Below are 17,490 nucleotides of genomic sequence, written 5' to 3'. Positions count from 1 at the left end.
CAGCAAGACCGCCGTCGTCGTCATCACCGCGAAGTCCGCCGGGCGCAAGGTCTTCGGCCTCGCCACCGCAGGCGTCCGTCTCGCTTGACCTCTTGCGCGTCAGTCCGGCAGCCAGTGCAGCTCGTGCGCCAGGGTTTTGGCGACGGCACGGATGCGGCGGTGTAGCGGCGACTGCTCGCGTGGGAGGACCAGGTGGATCGTCAGGCTGGGCGCGCCTCGCAGTGGTCGCCAGGTGAGACCGGCCGGTTGTGCCGTGGCCGCGGCTTCTCCGGCTGGGGCGAGGGTGACCCCGTCGCGCAGGTCGCGCTGAGACATGTCGAAAGAGACTGCGGGCGTGTGGAATCGGGGGTGTGGTCGGGTGTCTCTGAACAGTGCGGACAGCTGATCGTGGATCACGGGGTTGGCCGCACGGTCCGGGAGCCGCAGCGGATACGCGGCCGCGTCGGCGATCTCGATCTCCGGGTGTTCGGCCAGCGGATGGTGCTGCGCCAGCTGGACTCCGACGCGCATACGCCGCAGCAGGAACCGGCGCACGCCACGGCCCGGCTGTTCACCGCGGGTGATCCCGGCATCGATGCGGCCGTCGGCGACCGCGGGGGAGATCTCCGGTGTCGCCATCGGGACCGCGCCGACCTCGAGTCCGCTGTTGCCGCGAATCAGCCTGTCCACCAGGGCCGGTGCCGTCTCGGCCCCGGCGCTGAGGCTGTATCCGATGCGCAGCGTGCCCAGTTCACCGGCCGCCGCGCTCCGGGCGGTGTCCCATGCCCGGTCCAGCGCCGCCAGCGCGGGCGGCGCGGACTCCGCCAAAGCCGCACCGGCCGTGGTCAATACGACGCTACGCGTGTTGCGGACCAGCAGGGCCGTACCGAGTTCCGCCTCCAATCGGCGCATCCGGGCACTGAGTGCGGGCTGCGCGATACCGATCCGTGCGGCCGCGCGGGTGAAGTTCAACTCCTGCGCCAGCACCAGGAAGTACCGCAGGCTCACCGTATCCGGCGCCACGTGCCCTCCCTGCCGATTGATAAGGATCCGTTCTGAGCCTATCCCGAACCGGTCTTTCCCTTGGCCTCAGATCAAGCCCTAACCTGCGCATATGGCGATGCAACTGACCGCGGTGCCCGTCGCCGGGATCGATCTGAGTGTCAATTCGAAGTCGGACGTGTCCGGCCCAACACAGGAGGTTTTCCATGGCCAAGGGCTACTGGGTCAGTGTCTACCCCGCCATTTCCGATCCTGAGAGGCTGACTGACTACAACGAGCTGGCGGGTCTGGCTGTCCGGGCTGGGGGCGGGCGCGTCCTGTCCAATTTCGGTCGAGTCGTCGCCCACGAGGCCGGAATCACCGAACGCGTCGTTCTGATCGAGTTCGACGGCTTTGAACAGGCGGTCGCGGCATACGAGAGCGAGGCATACCAGAAGGCGCTGGTGGCCCTCCCCGACGGCTTCGAGCGCGACTTCCGCATCGTCGAAGGCATCGACTGACCGGCGGGCCCAGCCATCGCTGGGCATCCGTCACCTGACACGCACACGGTGCTCAACGACGACTCACGAGACGAGTTCGAAGCCATGCCCCGCGTCCCAGTTTGTCGTCGACGTCCTCGACGGCCTGATCCCTGTCGGGCGGATCGAAGAAACGACGCGACGTCCGGGCCAGCTGGACTGTCTCGCTGACCTCGTCGACGAAACTGCTGGTGGTGGCCTTGCCGATCTTGTTGGTGCTGAAGTGGGTGAACCACAGATTGCCGTCCGCACCGGCGGCAATCCCCACCGACGTGGAGTTCCCGACCGGCACGTCGTCCTCCGTGACCACCCCGGCAGGGGTGATCCTCCCGATCTGGACGTCCTGGGGCTGGGTGAACCAGACGTTGTCCTCCGGGCCCGCGGCGATGCCCTGAGCCCGGCCGGGCACGCTGTGCTCGGTGATGGTCACCACCGCGGATCCCGGGATCGCCTCCACCCCGCGCCTGTAGCGGAGCGCTCACTTCCTCCTCGGCTGGCCCGGGTAGAACCCGGCGGGGCGGAGCCGGGTGCCGGTTCTGTAGTCGTGTGCAGTCCCCTGACCTGGGCCGACTAGGTTGGATGTCAACGATTCTGCTCGTGCTGACGCTGTTCGGGATCGTGTGTATCGGATGTAGTGGCGGATGCTGTCGTATGTGACCAAGTAGTCGTGGTGGTCCATGAGTTCTGTCCAGATCTGCCTTCCGTTGAGCTTCCTGCCGATCATTCCCTCGACCAGGTCGGCGAGTTCCCCTGTGATGGGGTCGGTCAGCGGACTCGTCTCTGCGGTGATCAGGCGTGGGACGGGTCTGTACGGTGAGCGGTGTAACTCCCGAGCTGGAAGCGACGGTTGATGACTGACGTGACGAGTGACGCCGAGGTGCGGAAGGCCGTTGTGAGTGGGGCGGGCGCCGTGGATGACGGGCTGGTCGCCGAGCTGGTGGCCCGGGCCCAGGCCGGTGGGGTGAAGCTCACCGGGGAGGGCGGCCTCCTGCAGCAGCTGACGAAGCGGGTGCTGGAGTCCGCGCTGGAAGGCGAACTCACCGATCATCTGGGGCACGAGTTCGGTGAGCGGGCCGAGGGCGGCCGGGAGAACTACCGCAACGGGCACCGGCCCAAGACGGTGATCACCGAGTCGGGGCCGGTCGAGATCGCGGTGCCGCGGGACCGGGCCGGGTCGTTCGAGCCGCAGCTGGTCAAGAAGCGTCAGCGGCGTCTGGGCGGGGTGGACGAGATGGTCCTGTCGTTGTCGGCGAAGGGGCTGACGCACGGGGAGATCTCCGCACATCTCGCTGAGGTGTACGGCGCGGAGATCTCCAAGTCCACGATCTCCACGATCACCGACAGCGTGATGGCCGGCATGACGGAATGGCAGAACCGTCCGCTGGACAGCGTCTACCCGGTCGTCTTCATCGATTGTGTGAACGTGAAGGTCAGGGACGGTCAGGTTGCCAACCGGCCTGTCTATATGGCGGTGGCGGTCACCGCCGAGGGGCACCGGGACATCCTGGGGCTGTGGATCGGCGACGGCGGGGAGGGCGCGAAGTACTGGCTTCAGGTCCTGACCGAGGTCAAGAACCGCGGCGCGGCCGATGTCCTGATGCTGGTCTGCGACGGCCTGACCGGCCTCCCGGACGCCGTGAACACGGTCTGGCCTGCGACGATAGTCCAGACCTGTGTCGTTCACCTGCTGAGGAACAGCTTTCGTTACGCGGCCCGGCAGGACTGGGAGAAGATCGCGAAGGCGCTCAGGCCCGTCTATACCGCGCCGACCGAGGAGGCCGCGCTGGAGCGGTTCGTGGAGTTCACTGACACCTGGGGCGGGAAGTATCCGGCGATCGTCCGGCTCTGGGAGGCGGCCTGGGCGGAGTTCGTGCCCTTCCTCCGGTTCGATGTGGAGATCCGCAAGATCGTCTGCACCACGAACGTGATCGAGAGCATCAACGCGCGGATCCGCAAGGCCGTCCGGGCCCGAGGGCACTTCCCAACCGACCAGGCCGCCCTCAAGTGCGTCTACCTGGCAGTCATGAGCCTGGACCCGACCGGCACCGGACGCAAACGCTGGACCATGCGCTGGAAGGCCGCACTCCAAGCCTTCGACATCACCTTCGACGGCCGGCTCACCGCCGGACGCCGCTGAACAAAACCGACTGAGTTCCACCGTTCGCTACACAGACCCCCCCGAGGGAGATCGCCGAGACCCGCGGCTGCTCGGCCTGGTGGGTCAAGGACCGCGCACGCCGGCGCCTGATACCGCACACACGAGTCGGCCGCGCCTACCGCTTCACCGCGGACCACCTCGCCGTGATCATCCGCATCCACGAGGAGCCGGCGCCACAGCGAGCCCAGAGGACGCCGTCACCGGCCAGTCCGCCGGAGTCGGCTATGACGCCGTCGCGTCCGACTCGGCAGGCGCGGCCCTCCACGTCCTCCGCCCCACGTCTCAGGGCTCGACCGCCCCGCAGGTCCCAGTACGGCACTGCTGCGTAGCTGTACCCGGCACATCCGAGAAAGGAGGGGATGCGAGGCGTGGGCTTCGCCGAGAAGCGCGGCAGTTACTGGCGCGGTCGATACAAGGCCAGCGAGGGCAAGTACGGCACCGTCGTCGACCCGACGGGCGCGGTGGTCAAGTTCGCCACCAAGCGGGAGGCCATGCAGGCCGCGGACGAGGAAGAGGCCAAGGTCCGGCGCGGCACCTGGCGCGACCCGGCGGCCGGACAGGAGACCTTCGGCGAGTACGCCAGCCGTTGGTACGACGCCCAGGACCTGGCTGCGTCCACCATGCAGAACTACCGGCGCCACATCGAGGAGCACCTGCTCCCTGAGTTCGAGGACAAGGCCCTCGCCGGCATCCTCCGCACGGACGTGGACACCTGGGAGAAGCGGGAGAAGGCCGTCTACGCGGCATCCAGTGTCAAGACGTGGCGCTCGACGCTCCACCTCATCCTGGAAGACGCCGTGGACGAGGGCCTCATCGCGTCCAACCCCGCAGCGAAGCGGCGCGGACGCGGCAAACGCGCCGGCCGCTCCCGCGACCGCGGGCCCGAGAAAGTGATCACCGACCCGCTCGGTCTGCTCTTCATCGCCGAACGCGCAGCCCTGCTGTCCGGCCGCGACGACGAGTTCGTCGCCGTGATCCTCAAGGGCTACACGGGGATGCGGTGGGGCGAAATCGTCGGGCTGGAGACTGAGTTCGCCCGACCCGGCGCCATACGCGTGGAGCACCAGCTGTACGAACTGGACTCGGGCGAGCTGACCCGCTGCCCGCCCAAGGACGACAGCTACCGCACCATCGACGCGACGGACTGGCTGTCGGCCCTGGTCGCTGACCACATTGCCCGTACGAAACCGACGCCGTGCCCCTGCCACGGCAAGCGCTACGTCTTCCACGGCCAGGGCACCGCCCGCACCGGCGGGCACACCGGTGCCAAGCTGGTGGACGTCGCCCGACGCGCGGGCGTTTCCACCGGCACCGTGTCCAACGTCCTCAACCACCCGGAACGCGTGCGGGAGGACACCCGCGCCTGCGTCGAACTCGCCATCGCCGAGCTGAACTTTGTCCGCGGCGGCATGCCGACGGAGAACGCCGCTCATTGGCGCCGCAACGGCTTCGCCACCTGGCTGTTCGCGCCTGCCACCTCCGGGTGGTACCCGAAGAAGGCACCTCAGGAGACCCGCCCGGTCCCGCTGCTCGGCGAGCCCTGGCCCGGCATCCCGGTCCGTGGCCGCAACGCCCATGGCCGGGCCGACGCCTGCTGGCTGCCCGTCGCCAGAGGGCTCACCCCGCATGGCCTGCGCCACTCCCACCGCACGCACATGGAAGACCTCGGCACCGAGAAGGTGCTGATGGACGAGCGCATGGGCCACATCGACGGCTCGGTCTCGGCACGCTACGCCCACGTGACCCCTGGCATGCGTGAGCGTCTCAAGGTCGGCCTGACCGTGCAGTGGGAAGCAGCGCTCGATGTCCGTCGGCGCCTGCACCCGCGCTCGCCGGTCGCCGTACTCGATCGGCTGCTGCGCGCTCGTGCCACGACGATGGCCTGATGGTCGGGAGACGGCTCCGATTACCTCGAACGGAGCCCGTCTTTTCCGATCTCGGCGGAAGGCACGAGAATGGAGTACGGTCACCAAAGATCCGATGGGGGCGGAGAGGAGGAACGCGGTGTCGTATGAGCCCAAGCTGGCCGCGGCCCTTTCCGGCGCCACGCTGCGGCAGCTCTCTCACTGGCGCCGCGCTTCCGGCACGAAGGGCGCGCTCCTCGTTCCGGAGATCTCCGACTCACGCCCGATCCTGTATTCCTTCCGCGACGTGGTGGCGCTGCGGGCCTGCGTGAAGCTTCGCAAGGAGACGTCGCTGCAGAAGATCCGCAGGGCCGTTGACACGCTCCGAGAAGACCTGGGCGAGCGTAAACACCTGTCCTCCTACGTGCTCGTCGCGGGACCGGACACGATCTATCTTGCGGAGCCCGAGCAGGCGGTCGATCTGATCAGGGGCGGGAACGTGGTCATCCACCAGTTGGTGGATGTGCTTGCTCCCTTCTACAAGGACGGCCGGCACATCCCTGATCTGCTGAAGCCACGCGACCACGTCGCCGTCGACTCTGCTGTGCGTGGCGGTGAGCCGGTCATCGAAGGAACCCGGATTCCCGCCGCAGAGGTAGCGGCCTTGGTCAGGGACGGTGTACCCCCGGACCGGGTCAGCGACTTCTACCCAGGGGTCAGCGCGGCAGCCGCACGCGACGCGGTCGATTTCAGCGACTACGTGGATAGCTACGTCGATGGCTCTCGGCAGGTTGTCGCTTGAAGCTGCTGCTCGATGAGAACGTCCCCAGGCCCATGGTCGAGATCGTGCGCATTCTTCTGACCGCGCACGACGTGGTGCACGTCCACGAGCTGGACGGTTGGGCCGGCACGAAGGACATCGAGCTGTACGCGAAGGCCAGGTCGGAGGGCTTCCAGGCGATCATCACCAATGACGCCAAGCAACTGAACCGGCCCATGGAGGTCGAGGCGATCGCGCGGTCGGGACTCCATCGCATCCAGTACCGCCAGAACAACAAGCATGGCGGCTTGGTCGGCCTTGGCACCGCCATCGCCACCGTATGTGCGGCGCTTCCTCACGCTTTGGCCGAACTGGAGGAGGCGGACGGCCAGCGACTCGTCTCCCTCACGGCCGTCGATCCCTCCCGACGCAGCCGATTGCAGGTCACGGACCCTGCTGTGGAGCCGCCGAAGCACTGGCCACGTCGCTGAACACGACGTCTACGACGGCTGCACCGCCGACATCAGCCGGGGCCGACTGCCTGGCTCGATGCGTAGTGCGCGTGATTGAGCGGATTCCTCCCCGTCGCTTGGGATATCCCTGCCAGGATCGGACGCGTGACATACGTAGTGACTGTGGACGCCCGCATCCCGGAGGGCACTCCGGAGATGGACCCACTTCAGCGCGCCGGCGCCGTGGCGCTCATTGAGGACGGCTTCGACTCGGTCGAAGCCATCGAGGGCCCCGACGGCATGGAAGTTGACCTCCTTGACAGCATCGTGGCCGTCTACCCGGGCGGAGCGCTTCTGAAGGTGTTCGTGGATGCTCCGGCTCTGGAATTCGCCGAGGAGGCTGCGCGGTCGGTCGTGGGTGAACTGCTGGAACGGTCTGAGCTGTTGGCTGACTGGCAGATCGAGCGATGCGAGGTCGAACTGCACCCGGATCTCGCCCAGGAGAGTCTCGCCGCCGCCGACGGTCCCGACGCCCCGCCCGATGATCCGGCTGACCGTAAGGCCCGGCATGCCGAGCGTCCCACGGTCGAGGACGACAGCGAGGGCTATGACGCCACGGCGGAAGCTGAGGCAGTACGCGGTCAGATGCTGGCACTGGCAGACGAGCTGCGCTCCTTCCCGCCCGTGATGTTTGGCGTCCTGGACGACGAAGACGATGAGGAAGAAGACCGTGACATCGAGTTCGCCGTCTCGCCGGAGGACGCCAAACTCGCCGCCGGTGCCTTGGTGTACGCGACGGAAATCTTGGTGGACGAGCTGTTCCGAGACGTGCAGACCCTGACGGAGGAGGACACCACCGCTGCGGAATGCGACGGCCCCCTGTGGCACTTCGAGGACCTTCCCGAGCGATACGCCCTCCAGTACGACGCCCGCTTCGCCCGCCGCTTCCTGGTGACGGTGATCGCCATGACCACCCGCTTCACGGATGGCAGCTTCCAGCAGCTGAGCTGCGTCGCCGAGGAACTCGCGCTGAAGCTGTTGCTGAACGAGACAAACGTGACCCTGGAGACCTTCGGGCTGCTCGACGACGGCGTCTCGGCCGCGCTCGACTCGTTCGCGAACAACGTCTACGAGGACATGGATCACGAGTGGCTCTACGACGATTCCATGGACGGTATAGACGAGAGCGCCGTCGGAGCGGCTCTCGGCGTCGCACCGATGGCGTTCAAGGCGTGGTTCACTCCGTTCAACGAGGGCAGGTACGTCCACCCGTCCGCGGCTGATGAACCGGAGGGGGCAGCGCAGTGAGTTGTCCCGCTGCCCGCCCCTTACACAGCCAGGTTCTGCCGGAGCCACGGGCCTGACATCGAAGACGAGCCGCTGCTTCACTCACAGGTCGAACAGTGCGTCGCCCGCATCCGATGTCGCCTTCAACGCCTTGGTCGCCTCTATGGGCACGGGAAGGATGCCCGCTGTGGTCAGGTCCGTCACCGTGATCAGTGGGCCCGTGCACACCTCATTGAAGAGATCGGCCTGTGCCGGCTCCTCGCGCACGAGCAGGCCGAGGACATTCAGCAGCTCCAGCAATTCCGTGGTCCATGAGGGAAGCCAGCGCCGAGCGAACTCATGGTCCAGTTCGAGTCGCCGCTTGCCGGCGGGATTCTTTCGGCGGTAGCCAAACCACTTGTCGAGAACGTTCATCCCGGACACTTCGTACTCCCGGACCGCGCGAGGCACCGGACTGATCCGTCCACTGCCGACCCACAGGTCCTGTGTCACGGGGTCGTACGCCAGCTTCTCCGGCATGGCTTCCGCATGGTCCGGAATCTCCGCGACGCATCGGGGGCGGTCGCGTGGTAGCAACACCCTGCCGTACGGCCTCCCGGCCGTCTCATCGGCGTACCGCTCGCCGTAGGTGTGCAGCCACAGGACTCGCTGGCCGATGGCAACCGCCCGCTCCCACAGGTAACGGTCAGCGGTGAGGGGTATCCGGGCGCCCGGGACTTCGAGGTCTTCCTGGAATCGAGCTGTGTACTCCGGGTGGGACGCGATGGCGGCGATGTAGGCCAGCAGGTCTTCGGCGACGACCGGTACGCCGAGCCGCCCGGAGATCAGGGGGAGCAGACCGGGCGTGACGTTGGGCAGCGTACCGGCGGCGTTGCGGTAGAGAGGACGGGCGCAACCGCTGCGGTTGTTGAAGTAGTGCATGTCGGGAATGAGGGCGCTGAAGACCAGTGCTGGCCCGTTGACCACCGGGTGGGCGTTCTGCTCGATGGTATAGATCTGGCGGTCGCTACGGACTCGCCAGAGGTCTGCTCTGCCGCGTTCCATCAATCGGCTGTCCGGCAGGACATATTGCCGGTCGAACGACCGGAATCCGATGCGCACCGTTTGAGCGTTTGTCCTGTGCTCGGTGGCGAGTGTTGTCCGTCCATGAGATTCGACCCCCGGCAGGGGCGGGACATTGTCATCAGGCGTTCGCTCTCCCGAGTTTCCGAGCATCTCGGCACGCCGCTCGGTGTCCGCAGCGACAAAGCGCCGCCACCGTTTGTGGAGCGTGTCCTCGTCCGGTGCATAGACCCACATGCGCCCCGGGGTGACGCCACGGGACGACCACGGCATCAGGTCTCTCAACTGCGGGCAGGACTCCCACAGATCGCTACCGGGTGGCAGGAAGGCATCCGTCCCGCCCGTGGCGCACTCGCGCCATTCGGGGTCGTCGAGCCTGAGGGTCGTCAGGCGTTCGATCTTCTCGTCGCGGCGCCCGCCGACCTTGAGGTGTCTTACCTTTGCGGTCTGCCGGTCTGTCCGCGGCCTGGGGCTGTCCCGCCATCGTACAAAGATCGCGATGCACAGCTCCTGGGCGACCTGAGGGAAGATGCGGGTCGCGACATCCGCGCGGTGGCCCTCCGGCGACAGGTCGATGATCCAGCCCTCGTCGGCGGTTTCCCGCAGGTAGCGCCGCATTCCGGCGAACGCCCGCCCCTTGAGCCATGCCTTCGGTGTGATCAGGGCGACGACACCGAATGGAGCGTCGTCGTGTGCGTCGAAGACCTTCCAGGTAGCCCAGCGCCAGAAGTAGACGTAGAGGTTGGCGATCTTCGACTCGTACCTGCCGTTGCCAGGTTGCCGGAAGGCCCCCAGCGGGGCGGGGATGTCCGCCTCGGGCTCGCCTCGTTCCACCCACTTGCCGGCGCCCCGACTCGCGGCGTCGTGAGGCGGGTTGCCCATGACGACCATGACACGCTCGTCCCGCTTGACCTGGTTGGCCTGGCGGCGGGATTCGGCGAGCGCCCGGTAGGTATGGGGGATCCAGTTGAATTCGGCTGTCGGGCTGTCCAGGGCATCAGCCACCAGCAGCCTGAGGCCCTGGGAGGGGGCCGCGGACCCGTACTGCTTGAGCATGGCGTGCATGCGCAGTTCTGCGACTGCGAATGGACCGACCTGCATCTCGAAGCCGACCAGCCGACGCCCCACCATCTCTCGCAGACGCGGGCCCACCGCGCCCGGGCCCTCTTCTTCGGCGATCGTCTCGGCAGCGAGCTCCAGTGCCGACAGCAGGAAAGTGCCGGTGCCCATGGCCGGATCGACAAGGACCACATCGGGAGAAGCGAAGCCGGACGGAATACGGAATCCCTCCCGTCTCAGGACGTCCTCGACCAGCCTGGCCATGGCCGAGACGACACCACGCGGTGTGTAGTACGAGCCGGTGCGTATCCGCAGCTCAGGGTCGTAGATGTGAAGGAAGTGCTCGTAGAGCAGGAAATAGGCGTCGCCCGTTCCGTCGTCGAGCACGTCCCATCTGACCGCGCCGATGACACGGAGCAGTGTGTTGAGCGTGGTGGACAGTCCAGCGACCGAGTCTCCGGCGAGGGCGTCAAGTGCCTGGCCCATCAACGAGTGCTTCTTACCCAGCTTCGTGGCGATACTGTGCATGGTCTCGCCCTCGAAGGTGATCTCCTCCACCCGAGCGAGCAGAAGGGCGAACACGACGGCCTGGCCGTACTGTTCGACGAACTCGGCGTCGGTCGCCTCCGGGAACAGCAAGTGCCGCCAGTCCTTGGCCAGTTTTGTAAAGGCTGGCAGACGGCGTCGGCTTTTTTCCTGCGCGATCGCCTCACCGACCTCTTCTGACAGAAGCTGGCAGAGTCCGGCGACTGCTCGGATGAGCTGGCTCGTGGTGCGGGGTGTCTGCGGCTTCCAGGTCAGGAAGTCGTACAGCACCCGCGCAAGCGCCCCGTCGGCGGGAGCAAGCCGGGCGCCGGAGGTGAGGACCGAGCCGCGCATGTTGGCTACTTCGCCAACCTGCTGGCCCTGCTGGTGGACAGAGAACGCGTTCCCGTCACAGAGCAGTACGTTGTTGAGCAACCGCAGTTTCGCCCACTGTTCGGCGTTGCGGCCTGTGTAGACGGACGGGTCGGCCTCGGTGCCCGGCTTCTTGAGCTCGATGTAACCGACGAGAGCGCCGCCGACCTCGACCGCATAGTCAGGGCGGGCTCCCATGTCGACGAGGGGAACTTCGCCGATGAGGATGACGTCCAGACCCAGGCCACGGCACACAGACCGGATCATGTTCTCCAGCGGCCCCCGGAGCTGGTCCTCCTGCCACCCGCTGCCTCTCAGCTTTGGCGTGACCTCCGCTCCAAACGCGGACACAGAGGCTTGGACTGCCTGTTCGAAGCTGTCATGGATCCTGCGTCGGGCACTCATACCGCCCCATCCCCCAAGGCGGGCAGATCCGGCCGACGTCAGGTCGGTGCGGCTATCTGCCGCACCTTGCTCCCGTCGGGGTCGGACTTCATTCCGGCCCTCGCTGTTCCATGACCGTAGGAGGGGAGCGCGGGGCGCAAGGAAGGTGCATGCGAGGGCGCACGGAGGCGCGTATGCGCGCAATATGCGCCCATGTCGGACTGGAGCTGAGACGTTGGATGCGCCAGGTCAAGGCCGTCGCGAGGCGGCGGGCGCTGTCCAGGGGGTCGTCTGGTGTTCAGCCGGATTGCCGAGACGAACCAGCAGCACGACTCCGGAGCGCATGGTGCCCAGTTAACGAACGCGCACATGAGAGGGATGCGGTGACGCGGTGATCAGGTGGGTGCGGCTCCTGCACGCTGGGAGAGCCCGATCAAGATCTTCTCCCAGATCTCTCCCAAACGATCTCCAGAAACCCGTCAGGGGCCTGATCCACTCACTGGATCAGGCCCCTGACCTGGTACTTCACTGTCGGGGTGGCGGGATTTGAACCCACGACCTCTTCGTCCCGAACGAAGCGCGCTGCCAAGCTGCGCTACACCCCGATTGTCGCTGCTTGTCGCGGCGACGTCGTTTACTTTAGCCCACCGGTGGCCGGAGACGAAATCCGGTTTTCGGGGTGGCGGTCAGGGCGGTCGGGGCGCCCCCGGCGGGGGTGCACCGGGTCGGGGCGGAGGTGGTCGACGACGACGAGGAGGAGGGCGACGGCGCAGAACGCGAGGCCCAGGAGGAGGGCGTTGCCGAGGACGCCCTTGTAGCCGTGGCGGTCGACGTCCAGGAACGGGTAGAGGTACGGGGCCGGCCAGTCGGCGGTCACCAGGGCGGCACGGCCGAGCGTGGACGCCAGGTACACCAGGGGGTAGAGCAGCCAGGTCACCGCGTGGATCAGGCGGGGTGGGGACGGGCGGGTCAGCAGCAACCAGTCCGCCACCACCGCGAGGGGGATCACGGTGTGGAAGGCGAGGTCGGTCAGGGTGAGCCAGCCGGTCGGGGCGACCGGGGCGCCCGTCGACGTCACCGTCATGGAGAAGGTCGACGGGGCGTTCGTGAGGAGCAGGTGGTACACCGACGCCGTGATCACGGCGTAGAAAACCGTGCCACCCGTCACCGCCGGTGGGAGGGGACGGCGGGCCGACCAGGCGCGACGTGCCGAGGCGGCGAAGACCAGTGCCACCAGGGCGCTGCTCTGGACCGAGAAGTGGCTGAACGCGCGCAGCGGGCTGCCCAGCACCATCTCGGTCACCACGGCCGCTGCCGCCGCCAGCGCGACCAGGGCACGGTACGTCCCCGCAAGCGGGCGTCGTGCCGGTGCCACCACAGCCGTCGCGGGGACGACGGACGTCACCGGCGCGGGCATGCCCGAGATCGCGGGCAGGTCGGGGATGTCCCTCGGTATCGGTGCGGTCATGCGCTCACGCTAAGGCGGCAGGATGAAACGGGCGATCCGGGGCGATCCGTACGGGTGGACGTCCGTGTGGGAGGCGCCCTGCACGCCAGGGCCCCGAACCTGCACGCCAGACCCCGAAGAGGGGCCTCGCCGTGCCGCAGGCGCAGCCCTACACCTCCCGCCCCACCAACGTCAGCAGCGAAGCCTCCGGCGGACACGCGAACCGCACCGGGGTGTAGCGGTTCGTGCCGCAGCCGGCGGAGACGTGCATGTAGGCGGTGCGGCCGTCGGCCGTGTGGGTGGAGAGGCCCTTGACGCGGTCCGTGTCGAGATCGCAGTTGGTGACGAGGGCGCCGTAGAAGGGGACACAGAGCTGTCCGCCGTGGGTGTGGCCGGCGAGGATCAGGGGGTATCCGTCGGCGGTGAAAGCGTCGAGGGTGCGGAGGTAGGGGGCGTGGACGACGCCCAAGGAGAGGTCGGCGGAGTCCGACGGACCACCGGCCACCCGCGCGTACCGGTCCCGCTTGATGTGCGGGTCGTCCAGGCCGGTCAGCTCGACCGACATGCCCTCGACCTTCAGCGTGCTGCGGGTGTTGGTGAGGTTGAGCCAGCCCGCCCCGTCGAAGCCGTCCCGCAGGTCCTCCCACGGGTTGTGGATGGCGCCGACCACCGGCTTGTTGCCGTTCAGGCCGTGTCGTCCCTGCACCTTCTCCAGGAGGTAGCGCGCGGGGTTGCGCAGCTTCGGGCCGTAGTAGTCGTTGGACCCGAAGACATAGGCGCCGGGGAACTCCATCAGCGGGCCCAACGCGTCCAGCACCTCGGGGACGCCCTCGGGGTCGGAGAGGTTGTCACCGGTGTTGATCACGAAGTCGGGGCGCAGCCCGGCCAGGGACCGCAGCCAACGCTGCTTCTTGCGCTGCCCGCTCACCATGTGGATGTCGGACACCTGGAGTATGCGCATCGGCCGCATGCCCGGTGGCAGCACCGGCACCGTCACCCGCCGCAGTCGGAAGGAGCGGGCCTCGAAACCCGCCGCGTACACCACACCGGCGGCACCGACCGCCGCGATCCCCAGAGGTACTCCGTATCGCGCTCGCATGTGTCCATCGTGTCAGACCCCGCCGAGCCCGAGCGCCCGCCTGTGGACAACCGTCGCCCACCATCGCCGATCGTCACCGATCGTCAACTCTCCCTGTGGACAACCCACTCCGGCTTCCGCACCCGATCCGCACACACCAGCGAAATCAAGGCGCGCTTCTCACGCCACACCTGCGACAATCGACGCCATGACCACGCTCAAGTCGAAGCTGCAGGAAGACCTCAACGCCGCCATCAAGGAGCGCGACGAGCTCCGCTCCTCGACGCTCCGGCTGACGCTCACCGCGATCACGAAGGAAGAGGTCGCGGGCAAGGAGAAGCGTGAGCTCTCCGACGACGAGGTGCTCAAGGTGATCACCAAGGAGGCGAAGAAGCGCCGTGAGGCCGCGGAAGCCTTCGCCCAGGGCGGTCGTACCGAGTCGGCCGAGCGGGAGAAGGCGGAGGGCGAGCTCCTCGCCGAGTACCTGCCCAAGCAGCTGTCCGACGAGGAGCTGCGGCAGATCGTCGTCCAGGCCGTCGAGGAGGTGCGGGCCGCCGGTGCCGAGGGGCCGCGCGCGATGGGCCAGGTCATGAAGATCGTCAACCCGAAGGTGGCCGGGCTCGCCGAGGGCGGCCGTGTCGCCGCCATCGTCAAGCAGCAGCTCGCGGGCGGCTGAGCAACCCACCGGCCGGCGTCGGCCCTCCGCTCTCCGCCGGGTCCTCCGGCTCGCGTCGGCCGCCGGCTTCCTCCAGCCCTCCCACACGACGGCGGTGGGGGCGCCCCTTCTCCAGGGGCGCCCCCACCGCCGTATCTCTTGGTCCACCGCCATGGCCGTCAGCGGACCGCCGACCTGACCACGACCGTCACCGAACCGTCGGCACGACCACGACCGTCACCGAACCGTCGGCACGACCACGGCTCTCACCCGAACCGAGGCCACCACCGCGGCTCTCGTCCGAACCGCGGCGTATCCCGGTCGGTCACCCGAACCGCAGCCGTATCCCGCTCCGTCACCCGAACCCGCCGTTGCCGTTCCCGTTGTTCCCGCCGTTCGTCTGGCCCTGGATCCAGTTCTCCGGGATGGTGAAATCCGGGGTCGGGAAGGTGGTGCCGCCGTCAGCGCCGCCGATGAAGCCGTCGTTGTCGCCGTCGTCACCGTTGCCGTTGTCGTCGCCGTTCCCGTTCCCGTTGCCGTTCCCATTGCCGTTGTCGTCGTCCCCACGGCCACGGTCCGGCCGCTCGTCGGGGATGTAGACGCGGTTGAAGTCGGGGTTCGGCCTGCCCTCCAGCGCGCCGGACATCATGTCGCGCCAGATCGGGCCGGGGACCCGGCCGCCGAAGACCTTGTCGTACCGTTCGCCGCCGATGGTGATGTTCACCATGCGGCGCTTGTGCGCGGGGTCGCCGACCCAGACGGCACCGGCCATGTTCGGGGTGTAGCCCACGAACCAGGCCGCGTAACGGAAGTCGGTCGTACCGGTCTTACCGGCGCTGGGACGGCTGCTGCCGAGGCCGGCCTCCCTGCCCGTACCGTCCTCGACCACGCCCTCGAGCAGGGTGCTGATCGTGTCGGCGGTCTTCTCGGACATGGCACGCGAACACGTCGACTTCGGGACCTCCAGCGACTTCGACTTCTCGCCGACCCGCTGGGTGATGGAATCGATGGCGACCGGCGTGCAGTACATCCCGCGCGCGGCGAAGGTGGCGTACGCGTTCGCCATGGTCAGCGGGGACATCTCCTGCGTGCCGAGCGCGATCGACGGGGCCTGGTCCATCTTGCGGCCGTCGGCCCGCTCGACGCCCATCTTCCCGGCCATCTTCGTCACCGGGCAGATGCCGATGTCCGCGATCATCTGCACGAAGTAGGTGTTGACCGACAGCGCGGTCGCCTTCTCCATCGAGTACGGGCCGACCTCGCTCGCGCTCTCGTTCTCGAGCTTCGCGGCGTTACTGCCCGTGCCGTTGCGCCAGGAGCCGCCGTCGCAGGTGGAGATCGGGCTCGGATACGCCATCTGGTACGGCGCGGAGTAGATCTTCCCCGGGGACATGCCGTCCTCGATGGCCGCCGCGGCGACGATCGGCTTGAACGTCGAACCGGGCTGGTAGCCCGCTCCGCCACCCATCGACTCGTCGACCGAGAGGTTTATCGACGTCTCGTTCTTCTTGGTGTCCAGGCCGTACGGCCTGGACTGGCCCATGGCGAGGATCTTGCCGGTGCCCGGCTCCACGATGGTGGCGGCGGTGGCCACCTCGTCCTTCTGCCGGACGTGTGCCTTGACGGAGGCCTGGACCGACTTCTGGGCCTGCGGGTCCATCGTCGTCCGGATGGTCAGACCGCCCTGGTTCCAGATCTTGGCCCGGTCCTCCTTGGTCTTGCCGAAGATCGGGTCGTTCAGGAAGACCTCGCGGACGTAGTCGCAGAAGAAGCCCGCGCCCTTCACCGCGGTGATGCAGCCGTTCTTCGGCTTGCTGATGTCGAGGCCGAGCGGCTTCTTCTTGGCCTTGTCGGCGTCCGCCTGCGAGATGTCGCCGACATCGGCCATGCGCTGCAGCACGGTGTTGCGCCGCTTGGTGGCCTCCTGCGGGTCGTTCACCGGGTCGTACCGGCTGGGCGACTGCACGATGCCGGCGAGGAGCGCGGCCTCCTCCACGTCCAGGTCCTTGGCGGACTTGGAGAAGTAGCGCTGCGAGGCGGCCTCGACGCCGTAGGCCTGCTGACCGAAGAACGTGATGTTCAGGTAGTTCTCGAGGATCTTCTTCTTGCCGAGTTCCTCCTCGAGCTGGATCGCCTTCTTCAGCTCGTTGATCTTCCGGCCGAGGGTCTGCTGGGTGGCCTGGGCGACCAGCGTCGGGTCGTCACCGGCCTCCTCCACCGCCACGTTCTTCACCAGCTGCTGCGTCAGCGTGGACGCGCCCTGGGCGACACCGCCCTCCCGCGCGTTCCGGTTCAGCGCGCGCAGGACGCCCTTCAGGTCGACCGCGCCGTGCTGGTAGAACCGGGCGTCCTCGATGGCGATGATCGCCTGCTGCATGTACGGCGAGATCTCCTTGAGATCGACCACCGTGCGGTCGCGGCTGTACACCGTGGCGATCGAGTCGCCCTTGCTGTCGAGGATCGTGGTGCGCTGGCTCAGCGGTGGCTGCTTGAGGTTGGCGGGGAGCTCGTCGAACCCCTCGACGGAACCCTTGGCCGCCAGCCCGAGGGCGCCGACCGCGGGCAGGGCGATGCCCGCCATCACGGCACCGGCGAGCACGCTGACACCTAGGAACTTGGCGGCCTGCTGTGTGGGGGACAGACCACCACCCGAGCGCTTGTTTGGCATGAGGGCAGCCTAATCCGTACCGATGACCGTTCCGAAGGAGCGGGTGGGTCCAGAGGGGTACGGGTGCCGGATCGTGACATCCGTTGCCCACGGTGCGACGGCGCCGAGGCGTGATGGTGCCGACGCGTGACCAGAAGAAGAGAACATGAGCGGTTGTCTACGTTCTCATTCGCCGGACACGCGCGCAGGCCTTGGCCTAAGCTGCTCTCAACTGTCACAGCCGTAGGCCCTTGTATCAAG

At 67.5% G+C, this 17,490-nt stretch carries 14 protein-coding genes and 1 tRNA gene; 8 read left to right on the top strand and 7 right to left on the bottom strand.

Annotation, left to right across the window (positions count from 1 at the left end):
- Nucleotides 1-99: 99 nt before the first annotated feature.
- Nucleotides 100-1,002 carry a LysR family transcriptional regulator gene (locus tag K1J60_RS19365; RefSeq protein WP_220647299.1) on the bottom strand — a complete coding sequence of 301 codons (903 nt, stop codon included), beginning with the start codon at nucleotides 1,000-1,002 and terminating at the stop codon, nucleotides 100-102.
- 185 nt (nucleotides 1,003-1,187) lie between these two features.
- Between K1J60_RS19365 and K1J60_RS19360 the strand changes: the two genes are divergently transcribed.
- A complete protein-coding gene (locus tag K1J60_RS19360) occupies nucleotides 1,188-1,481 on the top strand; it encodes a DUF1330 domain-containing protein (RefSeq protein ID WP_220647298.1) in 294 nt (97 codons plus the stop codon).
- Between the two features lie 52 nt (nucleotides 1,482-1,533).
- Here the strand turns inward: K1J60_RS19360 and K1J60_RS19355 are convergent, their stop codons facing one another.
- On the bottom strand, nucleotides 1,534-1,956 hold the full coding sequence (locus tag K1J60_RS19355) for a virginiamycin B lyase family protein (RefSeq protein WP_220647297.1): 423 nt from the start codon (nucleotides 1,954-1,956) through the stop codon (nucleotides 1,534-1,536).
- A 393-nt stretch (nucleotides 1,957-2,349) separates the two neighbouring features.
- Here K1J60_RS19355 and K1J60_RS19350 point away from each other — a divergent pair, with 393 nt between their 5' ends.
- The 6 genes from K1J60_RS19350 (at nucleotide 2,350) to K1J60_RS19330 (ending at nucleotide 8,021) form a co-directional block, all read left to right on the top strand.
- Nucleotides 2,350-3,636 (top strand): IS256 family transposase, encoded by a 1,287-nt coding sequence (locus K1J60_RS19350; protein ID WP_220647296.1) that lies wholly within the window; start codon nucleotides 2,350-2,352, stop codon nucleotides 3,634-3,636.
- A 50-nt stretch (nucleotides 3,637-3,686) separates the two neighbouring features.
- Entirely contained in the window at nucleotides 3,687-3,986 is a 300-nt protein-coding gene (locus tag K1J60_RS45915) for a DNA-binding protein (protein WP_259408290.1), read from the top strand.
- Between the two features lie 39 nt (nucleotides 3,987-4,025).
- Nucleotides 4,026-5,543, top strand: coding sequence for a LacI family DNA-binding transcriptional regulator (locus K1J60_RS19345; RefSeq protein WP_220651550.1), 1,518 nt, complete (start codon nucleotides 4,026-4,028; stop codon nucleotides 5,541-5,543).
- A 118-nt stretch (nucleotides 5,544-5,661) separates the two neighbouring features.
- Nucleotides 5,662-6,303: a DUF433 domain-containing protein gene (locus K1J60_RS19340; RefSeq protein ID WP_218514023.1), complete on the top strand. Its 642-nt coding sequence runs from the start codon at nucleotides 5,662-5,664 to the stop codon at nucleotides 6,301-6,303.
- Nucleotides 6,300-6,752, top strand: coding sequence for a DUF5615 family PIN-like protein (locus K1J60_RS19335; RefSeq protein WP_220647295.1), 453 nt, complete (start codon nucleotides 6,300-6,302; stop codon nucleotides 6,750-6,752). The genes K1J60_RS19340 and K1J60_RS19335 overlap by 4 nt, the downstream gene beginning before the upstream one ends.
- 126 nt (nucleotides 6,753-6,878) lie before the next feature.
- Nucleotides 6,879-8,021, top strand: coding sequence for a hypothetical protein (locus K1J60_RS19330; RefSeq protein WP_220647294.1), 1,143 nt, complete (start codon nucleotides 6,879-6,881; stop codon nucleotides 8,019-8,021).
- A gap of 81 nt (nucleotides 8,022-8,102) precedes the next feature.
- Here K1J60_RS19330 and K1J60_RS19325 read toward each other — a convergent pair whose 3' ends face one another.
- From K1J60_RS19325 to K1J60_RS19310, 4 genes are all read right to left on the bottom strand, one after another.
- Nucleotides 8,103-11,285, bottom strand: a complete 3,183-nt coding sequence (locus tag K1J60_RS19325; protein WP_220647293.1) for a type ISP restriction/modification enzyme — start codon at nucleotides 11,283-11,285, stop codon at nucleotides 8,103-8,105.
- 648 nt (nucleotides 11,286-11,933) lie between these two features.
- A tRNA-Pro gene (locus K1J60_RS19320) sits at nucleotides 11,934-12,007 on the bottom strand.
- 29 nt (nucleotides 12,008-12,036) lie between these two features.
- Nucleotides 12,037-12,870: a Pr6Pr family membrane protein gene (locus K1J60_RS19315; RefSeq protein WP_220647292.1), complete on the bottom strand. Its 834-nt coding sequence runs from the start codon at nucleotides 12,868-12,870 to the stop codon at nucleotides 12,037-12,039.
- A gap of 148 nt (nucleotides 12,871-13,018) precedes the next feature.
- A complete protein-coding gene (locus tag K1J60_RS19310; protein WP_220647291.1) occupies nucleotides 13,019-13,948 on the bottom strand; it encodes a metallophosphoesterase in 930 nt (309 codons plus the stop codon).
- A gap of 187 nt (nucleotides 13,949-14,135) precedes the next feature.
- Between K1J60_RS19310 and K1J60_RS19305 the strand changes: the two genes are divergently transcribed.
- A complete protein-coding gene (locus tag K1J60_RS19305) occupies nucleotides 14,136-14,603 on the top strand; it encodes a GatB/YqeY domain-containing protein (protein ID WP_033524585.1) in 468 nt (155 codons plus the stop codon).
- Nucleotides 14,604-14,937: 334 nt separating this feature from the next.
- Here the strand turns inward: K1J60_RS19305 and K1J60_RS19300 are convergent, their stop codons facing one another.
- Nucleotides 14,938-17,250, bottom strand: a complete 2,313-nt coding sequence (locus K1J60_RS19300; RefSeq protein WP_220647290.1) for a transglycosylase domain-containing protein — start codon at nucleotides 17,248-17,250, stop codon at nucleotides 14,938-14,940.
- Between the last annotated feature and the right edge of the window lie 240 nt (nucleotides 17,251-17,490).

The organism is Streptomyces akebiae, assembly GCF_019599145.1.
Taxonomy (GTDB): Bacteria; Actinomycetota; Actinomycetes; order Streptomycetales; family Streptomycetaceae; genus Streptomyces; species Streptomyces akebiae.
This window is presented reverse-complemented; position numbering and strand designations above follow the sequence as displayed.